Below are 20,705 nucleotides of genomic sequence, written 5' to 3' on the forward strand. Positions count from 1 at the left end.
AGGCGCGCCGTCGCTTGACGCCGAGCGCCGCCGCTCGTCCAATGGCTTTATCGGGCGCGACTTGCTGTCGGGCCGGAGGATTCAGTGAATCGCGGACTGCGTTTTTCCGCCTGGCTCGGAGCGATGGTGACGATCTCTGCGCTGACCCCCGCGGTTGGCTGCAGCTGCGCCGCCGATTCGATGGTCGAGGCTCCCTACACCGCGAGCAGCGGCGGCGCCGGCGGTCAGGGCGCGACCGCGAGCTCGGGCAGCGGCGGGGAGGGCGGCGGCGGCGCAGGGCAGGGCGGGGCCGCGCACGCTGCGGCGGGCGCGGAGGCGAGCGAGACGGTGACCGCTGGCGAGGTCGCGAGGAGCTCCCGCTACCGGATGGTGTTCACGCTCGGCCAGCCGACGCAGAACCAGGAGGCGTCGAGCTCGCCCAAGGTTCGGATGCAGGGGGGGCTCATCGGAGCCAACGGGAGCTTGCAATGAAGAGGATCTGGTGATGCGGACATCGAGGATCGCGCGGTGCATGATGGCTTCCGCCCTTGCGATGGGCGCGGTCGCGGGCGCAGGGACCGCGGCGGCGGCGGTGCCGGCGACCATCACCCACCAGGGCCGGCTCTTCGACGAGCGCAACGCGCCCATCAGCGAGACGCTCGATGTCGTCTTCGCCCTCTATGACGATCGCGGCGCGTCGACCCCCATCTGGAGCGAGGTCCACGCGATCACGTTCGAGGACGGCTTCTTCTCGGTGCGCCTCGGCTCGATCACGCCGTTCCAGGGCGCGATCTTCGACGGCGCCGAGCGGTACCTCGGCATCACGGTCGGCGACGACGTCGAGCTGAAGCCGCGCGCGACGGTCGCGAGCGTGCCGTACGCGCTCCTCGCCGGGAACGTGAACGGCGACATCACGCCGACCTCGATCTCGGTGAACACCGAGAGCGGCACCACGGTGCTCATCGACGGGAACGGGGTCGCCGTGAACGGCGACCAGGTGATCGACGAGAACGGGCAGTGGGTCGGCTCGCCGACGGGGCTTCAGGGGCCGCAAGGGGTGGATGGCCCCGCCGGGCCGGCCGGAGCGACGGGTCCGGCAGGGCCCACGGGTCCGGCGGGCGCAGCGGGACCGCAAGGCCCGGTCGGCCCCATGGGACCGGAGGGGCCGATGGGCCCGATCGGTCTGATGGGCCCCCAAGGCCTGATGGGCCCGGTGGGCCCGGAAGGTCCGATGGGCCCCGCCGGACCCCAGGGGCTCGACGGTCCGATGGGCCCCGCGGGCCCCGTCGGACCGGAAGGACCCCGCGGCTCCACGGGCCCCGCTGGCCCGATCGGGCCACAGGGGGTGGTGCTCTCGCTGACGGTCAGCGGAGTCGGCCCGCACGTCACGCTCCCGGCTGGAAGAGCGGTCGACTTCTTCGGCCCGACGGCCCAGGTGGAGGTCTCGTCGATGAGCCAGTCGATCTACGCGACCGCACATCGGTACCTGGGAGCGGGCACCTCGCCGGCGGACAGCCTCAGCCTGTTCATGTGCTACCAGCAGGTTCATCCTCAGCCGTCCGGCCCGCCGGAGCTCGATGACATCTTGATGGTCGGCCTTGGGTTGAAAGGCGGCCGGGTCCCCGCGAGCACGCGCGTGTCCTTCGGGCTCAGCGCCGTCATCACCGGCCTCAACGCAGGCACTTACAACATCGGGATGTGCGGCATGACCTTCAGCCCGAACTGGACCAGCAACGACTACGGCTATCTCTCGCTCCTCCTCGTCAACGGCGGCTAGCCGCTGTGCTCGGCGGGCGCGCTGGGCAGAGCGGGCAGACAGGAGCGCACAAGCCTTCCGCCACGTCATCCCGAGCGCGCATCTCCACGAGAACACGATAATTTCGCGGTGAAGAACGCAATGCCGCGACGCGCATCCTCTGCGCGCCGTCCACGTACGATCGTCCGCGACGATGGGTGGAAAGGGGGCTAAACACTCGCGGTTTCACGCGGAGCCTGTCCACCCCGGACGTCGTCCCGCGGAGCCCACCCTTCCGCGCCTCCTATGCACTCCATCTGTCTCCGCGGCGCCCGCACGCACAACCTCCAGGGCATCGATCTCGATTTCCGGCCCGGCGAGCTCGTGGCCATCGCCGGCGTGTCCGGCGCCGGCAAATCATCGCTCGCGCTCGACACGCTCTACTCCGAAGGACAGCGCCGGTTCGTCGAGAGCTTCAGCCCGTACGCCCGCCAGTTCCTCGAGCGGCTCGAGCGGCCGCCGATCGACGCGCTCGAGCCCGTCGCGGCCGGCGTCGCCGTCGACCGCCGCGCGCCGGTCAAGAGCTCGCGGTCGACCGTCGCCACGATGGCCGATCTCGAGCCGTACTTCTGCGCCCTCTTCGCGCGCGAGGCGGTGCCCGTCTGCCCGTCCTGCGAGACGGCGGCCGCGCGGACCGATCCGGCACGCGCGGCCGAGCTCGCCGCGAGCCAGCACGAGGGCGCGACCGCGCTCGTCACGTACCCGATCCCCGTCGCGGACACCGAGCGGTTCCTCGACGTGCGCGAGTCGCTGCTCGCCTCCGGCTACCGGCGCCTGCTCGTCCGCGGCGAGGCGCGCGACCTCGACAGCGTGGCGCCGTCCGAGGCGATGAGCGGCACCGACAAGGTCGAGGTCATCGTCGATCGCGTCCGGGTCGCCCCGCGGGAGCGCCGGCGCCTCGGCGCCGCCATCGAGGAGGCATGGAAGGGCGGTGGAGGCGACGCGTCGCTCCACCTGCAGCGCAAGGCCGAGGAGCCGGGCGGCAACGGGGCGGGGTCGACGCGGCTCCGGCTCGTGCGCGGGCTCGCCTGCCCCTCGTGCGCGCGCGCCTTCGATCCGCCGCGCCCGGGGCTGTTCTCGTACCAGTCCCCGACTGGCGCGTGCCCCTCGTGCCGCGGCTTCGGCCGCACGCTCGGCATCGATTACGACAAGGTGATCCCGGACGCGTCGAAGTCGATCGCGGGCGGCGCGATCCGCCCCTGGAACGGCCGCTCGACAACGATGGAGCGGAAGCTGCTGCGCGCGTTCTGCGAGCGGAACAAGATCCGCACCGACCGGCCGTGGCGCGACCTCTCCGAGGCGCAGCGCGCGCTCGTGCTCGAGGGCGAGGGCACGTGGAACCAGGGGAAATACCCGGGCGTGAAGGCCTGGTTCCGCTGGCTCGAGACGCGCACCTACAAGATGCACGTCCGCGTGCTGCTCGCGCGCTACCGCACCTACGACGTGTGCGGCGCGTGCCACGGCAAGCGGCTCGCCCCCGAGTCGCTCCTCTACCGCGTCGGCGGCCTCGATCTCGCCGCGTGGCACGAGCTCGAGCTCCGCGAGGCGCGCGCGCGGCTCGAGGCCGAGCGCCCCCAGACGGGCCAGGGGGAGATGGCGCGCCGCGAGCTCATCGCGCGGCTCGGTTACCTCGAGCGCGTCGGGCTGGGCTACCTCTCGCTCGCTCGCCAGGCGCGCACGCTCTCGGGCGGCGAGGCGCAGCGCGTCGCGCTCACCGCGGCGCTCGGCACGTCGCTGACGGGCGCGCTCTTCGTGCTCGACGAGCCGACCGTCGGCCTGCACCCGACGGACATCCCGCCGCTCGTCGCGGCCATGCGCGAGCTCGCCGACGGCGGCAACGCCGTGCTCGTCATCGAGCACGAGCCCCTCGTCATCCGCGCGAGCGATCGCGTCGTCGAGCTGGGCCCCGGCGCGGGCAAGCAGGGCGGGCGCGTCACCTTCGACGGCCCGCCGGAGGGGCTCGACGTGCGCAGCCCGCTGCCCTCGGCGCGCGCGGAGCGCCGGGCGCCGAGCGGGAAGATCGCGATCCACGGCGCGCGCGAGAACAACCTGCGCGACGTCACGGTCGACGTTCCGCTTGGCGTCGTCGTGGCGATCACGGGGCCGAGCGGCTCGGGCAAGAGCACGCTGGTGAGCGACGTGCTCTACCGGCACGTCGCGAGGGCGCGCGGATACAAGGACGTCGAGGCGCCCGGCCTGTACAGGCGCATCGAGGGCACCGCCGACATCCGCACCGTCACGCTCGTCGATCAAGCGCCGCTCGGGCGCACCTCGCGCGGCAACCCCGCGACCTACACCGGCGCGTGGAACCGCGTCCGCGCGCTCTTCGCCGAGCGGCCCGAGGCGGCGGCGCGGGATCTCGGGCCCGGCCACTTCTCGTTCAACGTCGCGCTCGGGCGTTGCGAGGCGTGCGCCGGCGAGGGGAGCGAGACGATCGAGATGCAGTTCCTGGCCGACGTGTCGCTGACCTGCCCGACCTGCAAGGGCAAGCGGTTCCGCGACGAGGTGCTCGAGGTGAAGCTCGACGGCCGCTCGGTCGCCGACGTGCTCGATCTCTCGATCGACGAGGCGTTCGCGGCCTTCGAGCGGGAGCCCGCGGTCCGGCGGGCGCTCGCGCCGCTCAAGCAGCTCGGCCTCGGCTACCTCACGCTCGGCCAGCCGCTCTCGACGCTCTCCGGCGGTGAGGCGCAGCGACTCAAGATCGCGCGCGCGCTCGGCGAGCCCTGCGCGGGCGCGCTCTTCCTCCTCGACGAGCCGAGCGCCGGCCTGCACCCGGAGGAGGTGAAGCACCTCAACGCCTCGCTCTCCGTGCTCGTGGCCGAGGGGGCCTCCGTGATCGTCGTCGATCACGACCTCGACGTCGTCGCGGCGGCCGACTGGGTCATCGATCTCGGGCCGGGCGCGGGCAGCGAGGGCGGGCGCGTCGTCGCGGAGGGGACGCCCGAGGACGTGGCCAGGACGGCGACGCGGACCGGCGGCGCGCTGGCCGAGTGGTTCGCGCTGCGCGGCGATGGCCCCGCGCGAAGGCCGCGGCGCGGCGCGCCGGCCGCCACGAAGCCCGGAAAACGCGGCGGCAACGGCGCCGCGCGCGCGTCGCTCGACCGGCGGCGGATCGAGGTGGAGGGCGCCCGCGAGCACAACCTCGCCGATGTCTCGACCGTGATCCCGCACGGCCAGATCGTCGTCGTCACCGGCCCGAGCGGCTCCGGCAAGAGCACGCTCGCGTTCGACGTGGTCTTCGCCGAGGGCCAGCGGCGCTTCCTCGAGACCTTGACCCCCTACGCGCGCCAGTTCCTCCCCACGCTTCCGCGGCCGGACGTCGACCGCGTAACCGGCGTACCCCCGTCGATCGCCCTCGAGCAGCGCACCTCGCGCTCCGGCGCCAACTCCACCGTCGCGACCGTGACCGAGATCGCGCACTACCTGCGGCTCCTCTACGCCAAGGTCGGCGAGGCGCGCTGCCCGGACTGCGACGTCCCCATCGAGGCGCGCTCGCCGGACGAGGTCTACCGCTCACTGCTCGCGACGCGCGGCGCGCGGACGCTGCTCGCCCCCGCCGTCGTGGCGCGCAAGGGGACGTACCTCGACGTCTTCACGGCCGCCGCCCGCGCCGGCGTCACCCGCGCGCTCGCCGACGGCGAGCCGTGCGCGACCGACAGCCCTCCCCGCCTCGACAAGCGCCGCGAGCACTCGATCGACCTCGTGATCTACGAGGGGCGCATGTCCGCCCTCGATCGCGCGCTCTTCGATCGCGCCCTCTCGTTCGGGCGGGGCGCGGTGAAGCTCGCCGGTGGCCGCGGCGGTGAGCAGCTGCTCTCCACCACGCGCACCTGCCCGCGCTGCGGCGTCGGCGTCCCGGAGCTCGATCCCCGCTGGTTCTCGTTCAACACGAAGCAGGGCCGCTGCGCGTCGTGCGAGGGGACGGGCGCCTCGGACTTCGACGACGACGCGCTCGCGACGCCCGATCCGTGCGAGGACTGCGGCGGCTCGCGCCTGGCGCCGATCCCACGGGCTGTCCGGCTCGCCGGCGAGCGTTACCACCAGGCGTCGGGCCGGTCGGTCGCGGCGGCCGCCGCCTGGGCGAGGAGCCTGCGCTTCACGGGCGATCGCGCGCTGATCGCCGAGGCGCCGCACAAGGAGCTCTGCCGCCGGCTCGACTTCGTCTGCGAGGTGGGCCTCGGCTACCTCACGCTCGATCGACGCGCGTCCACCCTCTCGGGCGGCGAGATGCAGCGCCTGCGGCTCGCGGCGCAGCTCGGGAGCGGCCTCACCGGGGCGCTGTACGTGCTCGACGAGCCGACCATCGGCCTCCACCCGCGCGACACCGATCGGCTGCTGGACAACCTGCGGCGGCTCGCCGGCATGGGGAGCACCGTGCTCATGGTGGAGCACGACGCCGACACGATTCGCGCCGCGGATCACCTGATCGACCTCGGCCCCTCGGGCGGCCGCAAGGGCGGCAGGATCGTCGCCGCGGGGCCGTCGCGCGAGGTGCTCGCGAACCCCGAGTCCCCGACCGCGCGCGCGCTCGCCGGTGAGGACGCGCTGCTCAGCGCGCGCCCGGCGCGCCCGCCGGTGCGCGAGCACATCGAGCTCCTCGGCGCCCGCGCGCACAACCTCCAGGGTGACGCGCTCCGGATCCCTGCGGGCCGGATGACGGTGGTCGCCGGCGTGTCCGGCTCCGGCAAGAGCACGCTGATCCAGAAGGTGCTCTACCCTGCCGCGCGCCGCGCGTTGAAGCTCGAGGCGCCCGAGCCGGGACCGCACAAGGCGCTGCGGCTGCCGAAGGGCATCCTGCGGGCGATGGCCGTCGATCAGTCGCCGATCGGCCGGACGCCGCGCTCGATCCCGGCGACGTTCCTGGGCGTCTGGGACGAGGTCCGCAAGCTCTACGCCGCCTGTCCCGACGCGCAGGTGCGCGGCTACGGCCCGGCGCGCTTCTCCTTCAACACGGCCGCGGGCGGGCGGTGCCCCGCGTGCGAGGGGCAGGGCGTCATCGCGCACGAGATGTCGTTCTTGCCCGACGTGACCACCCCGTGCGAGGCGTGCGGCGGCGCGCGCTTCGAGCCGGCGACGCTCGACGTGCGGTACCTCGGCCTGTCCGCCGGCGACGTCCTGGACCTCACGGCCGAGGAGGCGGTCGAGGTCTTCGCGGCCCACCCGCGGATCCGCGCTCCGCTCTCGACCATGTGCGATCTCGGCGTGGGCTACCTCCACATCGGCCAGGGCTCGCACACGCTCTCGGGCGGCGAGGCCCAGCGGCTCAAGCTCGCGGCGGAGCTGACGGCCGGCGCGCGGCCCAAGCCGACGCTCTACGTGCTCGACGAGCCCACGACCGGCCTGCACCTGGCGGACGTGGCGCGCCTGATCCTCGTGCTCGATCGTCTGGTCGAGCGCGGCGACACGCTGGTGATCATCGAGCACCACCCGGCGGTCATCGCGTGCGCGGATCACGTGGTGGAGCTGGGCCCGGAGGGCGGCGCGGGCGGTGGGCGCATCGTGGCCGAGGGCACCCCGCGCGAGGTGGCCCGTCAGCCGACGGCGACGGGCGAGGTGCTGAAGAGGAGCTTCGCGAAGGCGACCTGAGTGGGCGCGCCGGCTCGGGCCGGCGCGCCGCCTCGCGGGTCGCGGCTCAGCCGCCGGAGCGCTTCGCGTATCGGTACGCGGTGTAGGCGGAGATCAGGTGGCAGATCCAGCCGAGCCAGCCGCCCGTGCCGATCCACAGGCCGGGGGTGACGATCAGCCAGAAGATGCAGCGCAGGAAGGCGCCGTTGTAGAGCTGCCCAACGCCCGGAATAAAGAACGACAGAACTGCGGCGATCCCGGATTTGCTCATGAGGTCGGAAGCTGATCACCCTGACCGCCTTGTCAAGCGGACTCGAGCGGAAGCCTCGGATCGCGCCCGCCGCGCCGCGGCCGGCGGCGAGGCGGGCCGCGCAGATCAGCTCAATTCTGGCCGGGCAGGATGATCTTCCTCCGGCCCGTCGAGGACCCGGAAGGGGCGGGCGGCGGGGTCGTCGCGGCGGGCGCCGTCGGGGTCGTCGGCGGAGCGGTCGATGGGACCGTCGGCACCGTCGGCGTGGTGCTGGGGTTCGTCGGCTTGGGCTGCGCCTGCGGCGGCGGCTTCGGGGCCGCCACGGGGGCGGGCGCCGGCGGGGGCGGCTCGGGCGTCGTGGCCGCGGGCGGGGGCGGCGCCGGATCGCCGGCGACCGACGCCGGCGCCGGCGGCGCGTCGACCTGCGGCAGCGCCGTCACGTCCTCGGACGAGCTTCCGTTGCGCATCACGAAGAAGGCCGTCGTGAGGCCGCCGATGACCACGAACGCGCCGAGCCCGATCAGCGCGAGCGTCGGTCCGGAGCTCTTGGGGCGAGGCCGTGAAGGGACCGGCGCCGAGTACATCCCGCCGCTGCCCGGCAGCGCGGGAGCGCCGCCGGCGTGAAAGCCCGGCGCGCCGGCTGCCCCGGGCCCGCCCGGCGCTCCGAAGGGAGAGCCGCCGTACGGGCTGGCAGGAGGCTGGGGCGGCTGCCCGTAGGCGCCCCCTGCTCCGGGAGGGCCTCCGTAATTCGCCGTTGCGCCGGGGCCATAGGGCCCGGGCGCGCCTGCTGGCGGCGCGCCGTACGCGGGCGCGCTGTTGCTCCCGCCCTCGACGATCGTCCGCGGGACGGCTGCGCCCCCGGCCCCTGGATCGTGCGGCGCGGCGCCGGGCGGCACGGGGAAGGCGCCGTGAGGCGAGTTGAGCCCTGCGACCGGAGGCTCGCCGGGCACGGTCTTGCCAGGGCCGTACATGCCGCTCGGGGGCGCAGGCCATCCGGGCGGCGGACCGCTATTCTGGTTGCTCATCGAGATCGCATCCTACCGCACGCGCCGGGCGAGTCAGTTGTTCGGTACGATGATCACGCGCCGTGACGGCCGGCTGGACGGCGTGGTGGGCGGCGTCGTCGGCGTCGGCGTCGGCGTCGTCGTGGGGGGCTGCTGGGGGCCGGCCGGCGGCTGCACGCTGGTCGGTGCGGGAAACGGGAACGGGAACGTCGACGGGATGACGATGGGCGGCAGGTTGGGGATGATCGACGGCGCGCTGGGGCGCGTCGTCGGTGCTGGCGTGGTCGGCTGCGTCCCCGTCGCGCTCGGCGTCGCCGGGGGCTTCGATGTCGACGTCGCGGTCGGCCGGGGCTGGGGTTTGGCGACCACCGGCGGCGTCTCGACCGGGGGCGGCACCACGGCGGGAGGCGCCGTCGTGGCGGGGGGGCTGGGCTCCGGGGGCACCGTGTTGGCCGGCTGGAGCGTCGGCATGACCGGCCCCGCGTCGGCCTGCTCTCCCCGGCCGAGCTCGCTGGCGATGTACACGCCACCCACGACGGCGCCGGTGATCGCCGTGGCGAGCAGGAGGATGGTGAACAGCGAGGTCCCGCGCCGCGCTGGCTGCTTCCCGTGCGCCGAGGCGGCGTGCGAGATCCGCGGCAGCGGATCCATCGGCGCCGTCCCAGGGATGTAACCCTGCATCCCGCCGCCCCCGTAGGCGCCGCCGTAGCCGGGTGCCGGGCCGCCGTTGAACGGTCCGGCCGGAGCCGCGCTCCGATCCATGAAGGGCACGTTGCCGACCGCCGTCCCGCCTGGGCGAGGCGCCGCATCAAACGGCCCAGGCTCGTAGCTCGTGGCCGGAACCGCGGGCACCCCCTGCGGCGGCAGGTAGGGCGCGGCGCTCACGGTCGCCGGCTGGCCGACCGGGGGGTAGCCGCCCTGGGCGAAGTACGGGCCGGAGGAGGGCTCTGGCCTGGGCGTGAACCCTGGAGCCGAGGCCGAGGGGCCCCGGGCATCCGAGGCGAAGCCGCCCATGGGGGTCGAGGGCCCGATCGCGCCCGGGGGGCCGCTCGACGCGTGGTGCGCGCCGCCGTCCTCGGGCGGGATCGTCTTGGGGACGGAGCTCATGCGACCGTCGCCCATCGCGTTTGTCGCGGGCGCTGCCGCTGAAGCCGCGAGCATCCCGGGCGCCGCGAGGGCTGCCGGCAGGGCCGCCCCGGACGACCGCGCCACGCTGACCTCGGACGGCGAGGGGGTGAGCGCCGACGGGGCGCGGGCGGCTCGGGCGAACGGCTCGAGGGCGCTGCGGAGCTCGGCGGTGGTCGCGAACCGATCGGGCGGCGAGGCCGCCATCGCGCGGTGGACGGCGGCGCAGAGGCCCGGCGCGAGCTCCGGCGCCAGGTCCGAGAGCCGCGAGATCTGGCCCGACAGGTAGGCGCCCGCGATCTGCTGGGGCTCATCGCCGCCGACCGGTCGGCGGCCGGCCAGCATCTCGAAGATGATGACGCCCAGCGAGAAGATGTCGGCGCGCGCGTCCACGGAGTCCGCCGAGTAGGCCTGCTCGGGGGCCATGTACTCGGGCGTGCCCATGATCACGCCCGGGCGCGTGAGCCCGCGATCGAGCTCCCCCGTGACCTTCAGCTTGGCGATGCCGAAGTCGAGCAGCTTGATGAGCGGCTCTCCCTTGGTCGTCCTCGTGATGATGACGTTGTCCGGCTTGAGATCCCGGTGGACCACGCCCGCGCGATGGGCGGCCTCGACGCCCTCGAGGATCTGCATCGCGTACTCGAGGGCGTCGGCGTAGGCGAGCCGGATGCCGGCCCGGTAGAGCTCCTCGTAGAGGGCCTGGAGCGTCTTCCCCTCCAGGTACTCCATCACGATGAACGCCAGGCCGGCGGCGGTCTGGTCGACGTCGACCACGCGGACCACGTGCGCGCTCTGGATCTGCGCGGAGACGCGCGCCTCCTGCAGGAAGCGCTGCACCAGGCCGGAGCGGCGTGACAGCTCGGGGTGGAGAAACTTGAGGGCGACAGTCGTCCCCAGCACCTCGTGGCGGGCTTCGTAGACGCTCCCCATGCCGCCGTCGCCGATGAGGCGCACGAGTCGGTACTTGTTGTGGATGACCTGGCCTGCCTGCGGACGCATCGATCTCCGTTGAGGGCGCTGGAGTTGCTCGGAGAGTCTCACAGGCTGGTAGACGAACGTCAGCCCCATTTGTGCGACACAGCGTCGCGATGGTCGCGATCCGCACCGCTTTTCGGTGCCGCGGGGCCCATCCGCTGCGCCGGAGTCCCGTCCTGGGCAGCTGCGCCGCCGAGGTCGCACGCTCCGGCGCGAGCCATTGTGACGCATTGCGTTATGTCGGCTCGGGTAAGTGCGACGGCGCTGATGCGCGCGTGCGGGAACGAGTATACCTGGGAGCGCCGCCGGGGTGCGGCGCCGAGGAGATGCCTGTGCTGGCTGCGCCGCTGCTTGATGCCTTGATCGATCGCGCTCTGGAAGAAGACCTCGCGGGGGGCGATCTCACCACCGAGGCCTGTGTCGAGGCTTCCGCGCGCGCGACCGCGAAGGCGGTGGCGCGCAAGCCGCTCGTCGCATGCGGGGGGGCCGTGTTCCTCCGGGTCTTCCAGCGCCTGGATCCGCAGGTGGAGGGCGAGGTGCTGGTCGCGGACGGCACCGCCGTCGACGCCGGCGCCGTGCTCTGGACGGTGCGTGGCCTCGCGCGCACGCTCCTCAGCGCGGAGCGCACCGCGCTCAACTTCGCGCAGCGGATGAGCGGCGTCGCCTCCGAGGCGCGCCGCTATACCGCGGCGATCCCGCGGGGGTCCGGCGTGCGCATCACCGACACCCGCAAGACGACGCCCGGCCTCCGCGCGCTGGAGCGCTACGCGGTGCGCGTCGGCGGGGCGCACAACCACCGCGACAGCCTCGGGAGCGCCGTGCTCATCAAGGACAACCACATCGTCGCGGCGGGCGGCATCGCGACCGCCGTCGCCCGCGCGCGGGCGCGCGCCCCGCACACGACGAAGATCGAGGTCGAGGTCGCCTCGCTCCGTGAGCTCGACGAGGCGCTCTCCGCCGGCGCGGACATCATCATGCTCGACAACTTCACGCTGGCCGACGTCGAGGTCGCGTCCGCGCGCGTCCGCTCGGCGCAGCACGGCCGGCCCTTCCTCGAGGTCTCCGGCGGGATCACGCTGGAGCGCATCCCCGAGCTCGCCGCGGCGGGCATCGACGTCATCAGCGTCGGGGCGCTGACGCACTCGGCGCGCTCGGCCGACATCGCGCTGGATCTCGCGCTGTGAGGCGGCTCGACGCGGAGGCCGTCGAGCGTGAGCTCGCGCGCCTCGGCGCGTCGCTCGGGAGGCCGCTCGTCGTGGCGGCGGAGACGGGGTCGACGAACGACGACGCCCGGAGCGCGGCGGCTGCCGGGGCGCCGCACGGGGCGGCGTTCCTCGCCGACGCGCAGACGCAGGGGCGCGGGCGCGGCGGGCGCTCCTGGCACTCCCCGCCCGGGGAGAACCTCTACCTGTCGGTGGTGCTGCGCCCCGGTTTGCCGGCGAGCAGCGTCGCTCCCATCGCCCTCGTCATGGGCCTCGCCGTGGCGTCGGTCGTCGCTCCACGGCTCGCGCCTCGCTCGCGCCGCGGCGACGGCGCCGCCGCCGAGGTGCGTCTCAAGTGGCCGAACGACGTGCTCGCCGGGGGCCGCAAGCTGGCGGGGATCCTCGTCGAGGCCCAGCTGCGCGGCGATTCCGTGAGCAGCGTGATCGTCGGCGTCGGGCTCAATGTCCACGCGTCGAGCTTCCCACCGGAGCTCTCGGGGCGGGCCACGTCGCTCGCGATGCTCGGGATCGACGACGTCCCGCGCGAGCTCCTCGCGGCGGAGCTGCTCCAGGCAATCGGCGACGCCGCGGCGAGGTTCGAGGCGGGAAAGCTCGCCCCCTTCGCCGAGGATCTCGCGCGGATGGACTGGCTACGCGGCCGCCGCGTCGAGGTCGCCGGCGTGGCCGGCGTCGCGGCGGGGATCGATCCGGAGGGGCACCTGCGGATCCGGGGCGAGGACGGCGTCCTCCGCGCGGTGGCGGCGGGCGAGGTCAGCGTCATCGCCGGCTGAGCGCCTCGCGCCGCTTGCGTTGCGCGCTCGGCGCGGCCAAAGCTTGCGGCCCCATCGCGGGTCGCCGGGGGCGCGGAGCACCCCGGGCCGGCCCGAGGCACCTCGGAGGCGTCGCTTCCTTGAAAGAAGACACCCTCGTCGTCCACGAAATCTACGCCAGCGTGCAGGGCGAATCGACGTTCGCCGGGCTGCCGTGCGCGTTCGTCCGGCTCACCGGGTGCAACCTGCGCTGCACCTGGTGCGACACGCCGCAGGCCTTCTACGGCGGCAACCGCGTCGGCCGCAGGGACGTCCTCGAGCGCGCGCTCGCCCTCGGCACGCCGCTCGTCGAGCTCACGGGCGGGGAGCCCCTCCTCCAGCCCGGGTCGTTTCCGCTCCTCGCGGAGCTCTGCGACGCGGGCCGCACCGTCCTCGTCGAGACCAGCGGCGAGGCGGACGTGTCGCGCGTCGACCCGCGCGTGCACAAGATCATGGATCTGAAGGCGCCCGGCTCCGGGGAATCGCACCGGAACCGCTGGTCGAACCTGGACCACCTCACGCCGCGCGACGAGATCAAGTTCGTGCTCGCCGATCGGGCGGACTACGAGTGGATGCGGGGCACCATCCGCGAGCGCCGCCTCGACGCGCGCGGCGTGACGCTGCTCGCCTCGTGCGTCTGGGGCAGGCTCGCGCCGAGAGAGCTCGTCCAGTGGGTGCTCGACGACGCCCTTCACGTCCGGGTGCAGGTCCAGCTCCACAAGGTGATCTGGGGCGCCGACGCGCAGGGGGTCTGACGCGCAGGGCCGCCCCGTCCATGCGGTCTCGTCGCGGTGAGGGGTGGCGGCGTCCTCTCGCAGCGTCAGCGCTCGCCGCGCAGGAACTGCTCGAAATCGTCGACGTCGCGGGGCGAGCCGAGGACGAGCGGCACGCGCTCGTGGAGCGACTGCGGGACCCGATCGAGGACGCGATCGGTCCCCGTGCTCGCCTTGCCTCCGGCGGCCTCGAAGATGAAGGCGAACGGGTTCGCCTCGTAGAGCAGCCGCAGCTTGCCCTGGCCACCTCGATCGGCGGGGTACGCGAAGATGCCGCCCTTGAGCAGCGTCCGGTGCGCGTCCGCGACCAGCGAACCCACGTACCGCGCGCCGTACGGCCTCCCCTCGTGCTTGCTCTCCTCTTTGATCCACGCGTTCCAGCGGCGCACGCCCTCGGACCACCCCGCGCTGTGGCCCTCGTTGATCGAGAAGGTCGAGCCGCGCTCCGGGATCCGGATATTCTCGTGAGAAAGGAAAAATTCGCCCACGGTTGGATCGTAGGTGAACCCGTGCACGCCGCCGAGGCCGGTGGTGATGACGAACAGCGTCGACGATCCGTAGAGCACGTAGCCCGCCGCGACCAGATCGCGGCCGGGGCGCAGGAAATCCGAGGGGTCGGCGCCCATCTTGGCGTCGCTCTTGCGGAGCACGCCGAAGATCGTGCCGATCGAGATGTTCACATCGATGTTGGACGAGCCGTCGAGCGGGTCCACGACGACGATGTACTTGGCGCGCGGGTCCGTGGAGAGGAGTCTCATTTCACCGAGCTCCTCGCTCACAACGGCCGCGCAGTGCCCGCGCCGTCCGAGCACGCTGAGCAGCGTCTCGTTGGCGACCTCGTCGAGCTTCTGCACGACCTCGCCCTGAACGTTCGTCTGCCCCGTGTACCCGAGGACGTTGGCGATGCCGGCCCGCCGGACCTTGGACGTCACGAGCTTCGCCGCCAGGCCGATCTGGTTCAGCAGGGAGGTGAACGCCCCCGTCGCCGAGGGGAACCCGAGCATTCCCTCGAGGATGTACGTCTCGAGCGTGATCCCGACGCGTGACTGCGCGTCGGGCGGCGTCCAGCTCAGGTTCCGTTGGTCCGATGAGAGCGACATGATCCCTCCGCGTTGTTGACGAGGGCGTCGCCGCCCCGCCACGTGCTCGCGCTCGCCGCTGCTCTACTGCACCTGGAGAGCGCACTTGGAGAGCCGACCGGCGCAGCTCCGAGAATTGCGTATCCGATGGCTCCGCACAACATCCTCCGAGCGCTGGACCACCGGGGCGTTCGGCTCGATACGTTCGTCCAGATCCTGAAGACACGGTCCGAGTCCGCTCGCTCGCCGGCCCCGACTCGGGGCCACGGAGCGGGGCGGATCGGGCCCGCGCCCGGGCGGCCTCGCGTTCGGCTGCAACACCCTCGACGGAGTGATTCATGGCGCTCACCTCCCGCGTAGAGCAGATCCTCTCTTGGTACGCCTCGGAGAACCCCGGCACGCTGACGAACCTCGTCCGGCTGCTCAACCACGGCGCGCTCGCGGGTACCGGCAAGCTGGTGATCCTGCCCGTGGACCAGGGCTTCGAGCACGGTCCGGTGCGATCGTTCGCCCCGAACCCCGAGGCTTACGATCCCGACTACCACTTTCAGCTCGCGATCGACTCGGGGTGCAACGCGTATGCGGCGCCGCTCGGGTCGCTGCAGGCGGGCGCGGCCAGGTTCGCGGGGCAGGTGCCGCTGATCTTGAAGCTCAACAACAGCGACACGCTGGCAAAAGTGGAGCAGCCCCTGTCAGCGGTGACCGGCTCGGTCGAGGACGCGCTCCGTCTTGGCTGTGTCGGTGTCGGCTACACCATTTATCCAGGCTCCGGCGCGAGAAACCGCATGTACGAGGACCTCCGCGAGATTGCCCTCGAGGCCAGGCGCAAGGGCCTGGTCGTCATCGTCTGGAGCTATCCGCGCGGCGCCGGGCTGTCGAAGCAGGGCGAGACGGCCATCGACGTCTGCGCCTACGCGGCGATGATCGCGGCTCAGCTCGGCGCGCACATCATCAAGGTCAAGCCGCCGACGGCTCATATCGAGCAGGAGGAGGCAAGAAAGATGTACGAGAAATACGGCATCCCCACCCAGACGCTCGCCGACCGGGTCCGCCACGTCGTGCAGGCGACCTTCAACGGCAAGCGGGTGGTGATCTTCTCCGGCGGCGAGTCCAAGGCGACCGACGCCGTCCTCGAGGCGGTGCGCGAGATGGCCGCGGGCGGCTCCTTCGGCTCGATCATGGGGCGCAACGCGTTCCAGCGCCCGCGCGCCGAGGCGCTGCAGCTCCTCTCCGACGTCACCCAGATCTACAGATCGGCGCGCTGACGCCCCCTCGAGCCGGCGCTCGGGGCGGGGACGCTCGGGCCGCGGTCCGCGGCGCCGCGCCCGGGAGCGCTCTCCTCCGCACCTCGGGCCGACCGCCTGCGGGTCTCGTCCACGTCGACGGGGTTAGCCCTTCGTGATTAGATGCCGCGCTGGAAACACCCCCATCCGGGCTCAGGAGACCGCATGCCGATCAAAGTGAACCTCGCCTCGTCAGACCCGCTGAGCATCGCCGTCGACGTCGTCGTCATCGGCGTGCCCGAAGGCGCATCGACGGGTGAGGGCGTGCTCGCGAGGCTCGTGAAGGCGCTGGGCGAGTCCGTGGCCCACCAGGTCAAGCGAGACGACTTCACGGGGAAGAAGGATCAGAGCATCGATTTCACGACGCACGGCGCGCTGAAGCCCGGCCGCGTGCTGCTGCTCGGGCTCGGGTCCGGCAAGCTCACCGACATCGATTGCCGCGTGCTCGCGGCGAAGGGGGCGCGCTTCGCGAACGGCGTGCGCGCCGAGAGCGTCGCGGTCGTGGCGCCGCCCGGCGTCGAGCGTGCGGAGCGGGCCGCCGCCGAGGGGCTCGTGCTCGGGTCCTACCGGTTCACCCGCTACTTCACGGGCGATCGCGTGCCCAAATTCGGGCTCGCGCGCGGCACGGTGGTCGTCGAGGGCAAGGCGGGCAAGGCGGCGCGCGACGCGGTCGCGCTCGGCCAGCAGGTCGGCGAGGCGATCTGCGTCGCGCGCGACCTCGTCAACGAGCCGCCGAACGAGGTCTATCCGGAGGCGCTCGCGCGCGTCGCGGCCAGCGTTGGCAAGCAGCACGGGCTCAAGGTGACGGTGTTCGACAAGGCCGCGCTGAACAAGCGTGGCATGAAGCTCATCATGGCGGTGGGGCAGGGGAGCGCGCGAGAGCCCCGGCTGGTCCACATGGTCTACGCGCCTCCCGGGAAGCCGAAGGGGAAGCTGGTCTTCGTGGGCAAGGGGCTGACGTTCGACAGCGGCGGCCTCTGCATCAAGCCAGCTCAGGGCATGGAAGAGATGAAGGGCGACATGGGCGGCGCTGCGAACGTGATCGCGCTGATGGCCGCCGTCGCGGCCGCCAAGCCGAGCGTCGAGGTGCACGGCGTCATCGGCGCGGCCGAGAACATGCCTGACGGCGCGGCCTACCGGCCCGGGGACATCTTCGGCTCCCTGGACGGCAGGACGGTGGAGATCATCAACACCGACGCCGAGGGGCGCCTCGTCCTCGCCGACTGCCTCGCCTATGCGCGCGCGCTGAAGCCGGATCTCATCGTCGACAACGCGACCCTCACGGGCGCCTGCGTCGTGGCCCTCGGGCCCACGGTGTCGGGCTTCTTCTCGAACCGCGAGGAGCTCGCCGAGCGCCTCCGGAGCGCCGCGAAGGCCGCGGGCGAGTCGATGTGGCAGCTCCCGCTGGTCGACGAGCTCCGCGATGGCCTGAAGAGCGACTGGGCCGACATCAAGCACACGGCCGACCGCTGGGGCGGGGCGATCACCGCGGCCCTGTTCCTGCGCGAGTTCGTGGGCGATGTCCCCTGGGTCCACGTGGACATCGCCGGGCCCTCGATGGCGAGCAAGCCCTACGGCATCTTCTCCAAGGGCGGGACGGGCCACGGCGTGCTTACCTTCCTCCGCCTCATCGAAGGCTTCACCGGCTAAACCGTGCAACTCCGCCGTAAGCTCGCGCGCGCCATGGGCCGCGCCATCACCGACTTCGACATGATCGCCGACGGCGATCGGATCCTCTGCGCCGTCTCGGGGGGCAAGGACAGCTACGCGCTGCACGCGCTCCTCGTCGACCTCGCGCGCCGCGCGCCGGTCCGGTTCAGCGTGATCGCGGTCAACATCGACCAGGGGCACCCCGGCTACCCCGGACACCTCCTGACCGACTACATGGCGGCGGGCGGCCACGAGTTCCGGATGATCTCCGAGGACACCTACTCGATCGTCACCGAGAAGATCCCCGAGAACAAGACGTACTGCTCCCTTTGCTCCCGCCTGCGGCGGGGCATCCTCTACCGTATCGCGCGCGAGCTCGGCTGCTCGAAGATCGCCCTCGGCCACCACCGAGACGACGCCGTGACGACGCTGCTCTTGAACCTGATCTTCGCCGGCCAGCTGAAGTCCATGCCTCCGAAGCTCATCTCCGACGCTGGCGACAACGTCGTGATCCGCCCGCTGATCTACTGTGCCGAGGCCGAGCTCGCCGCGTTCGCCGCGGAGGAGCGCTTCCCCATCATCCCCTGCGATCTGTGTGGATCACAGGACAACCTCCAGCGCAAGGCGGTGAGCCGGCTCCTCGCCGAGCTCGACGCGCGCCACCCCGGGACGCGGCAGAACATGCTCGCCGCCCTCGGTAACGTGCGCCCGAGCCACCTCTTCGACACGGGCCTCTGGAAGCGGCTCGGGCTCGAGGTCGCCCGGGAAGAGGGAGGCGCGCGCGGCGAGGCAAGCGTCGACGCGCCGGCTCCGGATGTGCTGCCCGTGGGCAACCTGCTGAGAAATCTGGCCTAGCGGCTCGCTCATGAGCACGGATGCCCCCGGCGCGATCTCGATCGGCGCTCCGCGCGAAGCGGAGTCGGGCGCGTCCGCATCCGGCGGACGCGGCGGAACGGTGGCGCGCGGGGGCGATGCGCCGTCCGCCGCGGATGGCCCCGAGGCGGCGCAGCCCGGAGCGGCGCGCCTGGGTCTCGGGGATGGGGGCGCTCCGCAGGCGCTGCTGGCTGCGGTCGTCGCCTGGATGATCACGGTCGCGCCTGCTGGGTTCGGCCGCGGCGCGCCGGTATCCGCCAGCGTCGCCGCCACGCTCGCCTTCCTGTGCGGAATTGCTGCGCCGCTGCTCGCCGCGTCCCACCGCCGGGCGGCGCGGCACCTCGGCATCTCTGTCTTCTTGGCGCTCGTCACGTTGACCTGGCTGCTCGCCTCTCCTTCCCTTCAGCCGGCCCGCCTCGACCCGGTCCGGGCGGCGATCGGCGGGATCGCCTGGGGCATCTTCGCGCTTTCCTGGCGCGATCGCTGGGATGTGCGGCGCCAGTCGGAGCCGGACCCGGAGGCCCCCCTCCTGCAGGCCCGGGCCCACCTGCCTCCGCTCGCCGTCGCGGTCATCGCGTTCGGCGCGCTGGTGAGCCTCGCCATCCTCGTGCTCGCATGGCGTGTCCGGGACCCGGACCGCGCCCTCCTGGCCCAGGCTGTCGCCGTGGCCTGCGCCGTCGCGCTGATCGCCGCGGCCGCCGGCGTCGCGGTCGCCCGTGGCCGCCGACCCACGGCGGGCGCACGCCGGCTCAGCCACCGCGCCGTCCGGCAGCTGCTGGTCTTGATCATCTTCGCCGTCCTGGGGGCGGTGGTGATGATGCTGCGCTGAGCAGCGGCCCGGCCCTGGCCTGCCGCAGCCCGCAGCGCCCGCGCATCCCCGTCGGTTCCGTGTCAAATCGCGTTACACTCACGCGCGTGTCCCGCGCAGTCGATGTCTTCGCGATTTTGCTCCTCGCCGCCGCCGCGTTCTCCTTCGCCTTCGGGGTCCACGCCCTCGGCGATCGCCAGGATTTCAAGGCCATCTACCTCCTGGTGATCGGCGGGCTCTCGCTCAGGGCGTCCACGGAGATCCTCCGTCCCCGTGGGGGTAACGCGTGAGCCCTGTGCGCCGGATGAGCGCGGCCGCCGCGTGCCTGTGCGCGTGCGCGGCCTGGGCTGCTCTGTCGACGTCCGCGCGGGGGGCGCTGCCGCTTCCGCCCGATGTGGCGGCCCGTGTGGGCGCGCTCGCCATCCCCGTCGACTCGGTGGCTCGCATCGCGGCGGCGCAGCACGTCTCGCCTGCGCAGGCCCGGGATGCCGCGGTCCGCGACGCGCTCTTTGCCGCCGAGGCGCGGGATCGCGGCCTCGAGCACGAGCCCGAGGTGCAGCGCGACATCAGCGCGGTGCTGGCCCGCCGCCTGCTTCACCTGCTGAAGGAGGAGGCGGAGAGCGCCGGCCCGGTGACGGACGACGAGCTACGCGTCGCCACCGAACGGCACTGGCTCGATCTCGATCGTCCCGAGGGATACCGCACCGTGCACGCCGTCGTGAGGCTCTCGGCGGACGCCGACGAGGCCACGCGTGACAAGGCAAGGGCGATCGCCGACGCGATCCGGACGGCGGTGCTGTCGTCGCGCGAGGTGGCCCGGCGCTCCGAGCCGCCGCGCGCCTCGGGGACACGGCAGCCGCCCACCGATCCGGCTGCCGACGCGTTCATCAGCGCCGCGAAGGGCGTCCCCGCCGAGGGCCTCGATGTCGTCGCGCAGGCGCTCTCGCCCGTGACCGCAGCGGGCCGCGTGCTGACCCCGGAGCCGCAGCAGTTCGACGTCGATTTTTCCCGTGCGGCGGCGGCGTCGCTGAAGGCGCGCGGAGACGTCAGCGCACCGGTCGCCTCGCCGTTCGGCGTGCACATCATCATGCTCCTCGAGCGCATCCCGGCGCAGGTGGTGCCCGTCGAGGAGCGACGCGGTCTGGTGCGCGATGAGATCATGACGGACCGCGCGCGCGCCGCGCAGGCCAGGCTCCTCGAGGTGCTGCGGCGCGAGCCGAAGGTCGTCGGCGGCGTCGACGCGTTGCTCGAGCTCGTTCGGATCGACCCATGACCACCTCGCGCAACGGAGCTCGTAAGCGGAGCCAGTGCGGGCTTTCACGCGACCAGACGCCCTCCTCGTTCGCGTCGATCCTCGAGGATCTCCTGTGCGCGATCCCCGGCGCACATGCCGCTGCGCTCGTGGACTTCGAGGGGGAGACGATCGACTACGCGGGCCGGCTCGAGCCCTTCGACGTGAAGGTCACCGCGGCCCACTGGCAGATCGTGCTGGCCGACATCGCGGGCTCACCCCTGGGCGTGCCGCGCCAGCTCAC

At 72.9% G+C, this 20,705-nt stretch carries 17 protein-coding genes (1 of these 17 cut by a window edge); 13 read left to right on the forward strand and 4 right to left on the reverse strand.

What is annotated here, in order from left to right:
- Positions 1 to 123: 123 nt before the first annotated feature.
- From WMF28_RS12160 to uvrA, 3 genes are all read left to right on the forward strand, one after another.
- Entirely contained in the window at positions 124 to 471 is a 348-nt protein-coding gene (locus tag WMF28_RS12160) for a hypothetical protein (protein WP_437602354.1), read from the forward strand.
- A 40-nt stretch (positions 472 to 511) separates the two neighbouring features.
- The gene (locus tag WMF28_RS12165; RefSeq protein WP_437602355.1) at positions 512 to 1,756 is read left to right on the forward strand and encodes a collagen-like protein; all 1,245 of its coding nucleotides are present in this window, start codon (positions 512 to 514) and stop codon (positions 1,754 to 1,756) included.
- A gap of 264 nt (positions 1,757 to 2,020) precedes the next feature.
- Entirely contained in the window at positions 2,021 to 7,360 is a 5,340-nt protein-coding gene (uvrA, locus tag WMF28_RS12170; RefSeq protein WP_437602356.1) for an excinuclease ABC subunit UvrA, read from the forward strand.
- Between the two features lie 46 nt (positions 7,361 to 7,406).
- Here the strand turns inward: uvrA and WMF28_RS12175 are convergent, their stop codons facing one another.
- From WMF28_RS12175 to WMF28_RS12185, 3 genes are all read right to left on the reverse strand, one after another.
- Entirely contained in the window at positions 7,407 to 7,610 is a 204-nt protein-coding gene (locus tag WMF28_RS12175; protein ID WP_437602357.1) for a hypothetical protein, read from the reverse strand.
- 110 nt (positions 7,611 to 7,720) lie between these two features.
- Positions 7,721 to 8,614 carry a hypothetical protein gene (locus tag WMF28_RS12180; RefSeq protein ID WP_437602358.1) on the reverse strand — a complete coding sequence of 298 codons (894 nt, stop codon included), beginning with the start codon at positions 8,612 to 8,614 and terminating at the stop codon, positions 7,721 to 7,723.
- Positions 8,615 to 8,647: 33 nt separating this feature from the next.
- Positions 8,648 to 10,717 (reverse strand): protein kinase domain-containing protein, encoded by a 2,070-nt coding sequence (locus WMF28_RS12185; protein WP_437602359.1) that lies wholly within the window; start codon positions 10,715 to 10,717, stop codon positions 8,648 to 8,650.
- 308 nt (positions 10,718 to 11,025) lie between these two features.
- Here WMF28_RS12185 and nadC point away from each other — a divergent pair, with 308 nt between their 5' ends.
- From nadC to WMF28_RS12200, 3 genes are all read left to right on the forward strand, one after another.
- The gene (gene nadC, locus WMF28_RS12190; protein WP_437604249.1) at positions 11,026 to 11,877 is read left to right on the forward strand and encodes a carboxylating nicotinate-nucleotide diphosphorylase; all 852 of its coding nucleotides are present in this window, start codon (positions 11,026 to 11,028) and stop codon (positions 11,875 to 11,877) included.
- Positions 11,874 to 12,686, forward strand: coding sequence for a biotin--[acetyl-CoA-carboxylase] ligase (locus WMF28_RS12195; protein ID WP_437602360.1), 813 nt, complete (start codon positions 11,874 to 11,876; stop codon positions 12,684 to 12,686). Before nadC ends, WMF28_RS12195 begins: the two co-directional genes overlap by 4 nt.
- Positions 12,687 to 12,805: 119 nt before the next feature.
- Entirely contained in the window at positions 12,806 to 13,459 is a 654-nt protein-coding gene (locus WMF28_RS12200) for a radical SAM protein (protein WP_437602361.1), read from the forward strand.
- A 65-nt stretch (positions 13,460 to 13,524) separates the two neighbouring features.
- Here the strand turns inward: WMF28_RS12200 and fbp are convergent, their stop codons facing one another.
- Positions 13,525 to 14,577 carry a class 1 fructose-bisphosphatase gene (fbp, locus tag WMF28_RS12205; protein ID WP_437602362.1) on the reverse strand — a complete coding sequence of 351 codons (1,053 nt, stop codon included), beginning with the start codon at positions 14,575 to 14,577 and terminating at the stop codon, positions 13,525 to 13,527.
- Positions 14,578 to 14,894: 317 nt separating this feature from the next.
- Here fbp and WMF28_RS12210 point away from each other — a divergent pair, with 317 nt between their 5' ends.
- The 7 genes from WMF28_RS12210 to WMF28_RS12240 form a co-directional block, all read left to right on the forward strand.
- Entirely contained in the window at positions 14,895 to 15,821 is a 927-nt protein-coding gene (locus WMF28_RS12210; protein ID WP_437602363.1) for a class I fructose-bisphosphate aldolase, read from the forward strand.
- 183 nt (positions 15,822 to 16,004) lie between these two features.
- Positions 16,005 to 17,489 carry a leucyl aminopeptidase gene (locus WMF28_RS12215; RefSeq protein WP_437602364.1) on the forward strand — a complete coding sequence of 495 codons (1,485 nt, stop codon included), beginning with the start codon at positions 16,005 to 16,007 and terminating at the stop codon, positions 17,487 to 17,489.
- A gap of 3 nt (positions 17,490 to 17,492) precedes the next feature.
- On the forward strand, positions 17,493 to 18,344 hold the full coding sequence (ttcA, locus tag WMF28_RS12220) for a tRNA 2-thiocytidine(32) synthetase TtcA (protein WP_437602365.1): 852 nt from the start codon (positions 17,493 to 17,495) through the stop codon (positions 18,342 to 18,344).
- A gap of 10 nt (positions 18,345 to 18,354) precedes the next feature.
- Entirely contained in the window at positions 18,355 to 19,191 is an 837-nt protein-coding gene (locus tag WMF28_RS12225; RefSeq protein WP_437602366.1) for a hypothetical protein, read from the forward strand.
- An 86-nt stretch (positions 19,192 to 19,277) separates the two neighbouring features.
- Positions 19,278 to 19,460 carry a hypothetical protein gene (locus tag WMF28_RS12230; protein ID WP_437602367.1) on the forward strand — a complete coding sequence of 61 codons (183 nt, stop codon included), beginning with the start codon at positions 19,278 to 19,280 and terminating at the stop codon, positions 19,458 to 19,460.
- Positions 19,457 to 20,443 (forward strand): peptidylprolyl isomerase, encoded by a 987-nt coding sequence (locus tag WMF28_RS12235; RefSeq protein WP_437602368.1) that lies wholly within the window; start codon positions 19,457 to 19,459, stop codon positions 20,441 to 20,443. Before WMF28_RS12230 ends, WMF28_RS12235 begins: the two co-directional genes overlap by 4 nt.
- Positions 20,440 to 20,705 carry the beginning of a roadblock/LC7 domain-containing protein gene (locus tag WMF28_RS12240; protein WP_437602369.1) on the forward strand. 388 nt of this gene lie beyond the right edge of the window, so the window shows 266 of its 654 coding nt (coding positions 1-266); its start codon is at positions 20,440 to 20,442; its stop codon lies off the right edge, out of view. The genes WMF28_RS12235 and WMF28_RS12240 overlap by 4 nt, the downstream gene beginning before the upstream one ends.

It is taken from the genome of Sorangium sp. So ce590, assembly GCF_051521365.1.
In the GTDB taxonomy this organism is placed as follows: Bacteria; Myxococcota_A; Polyangia; order Polyangiales; family Polyangiaceae; genus Sorangium.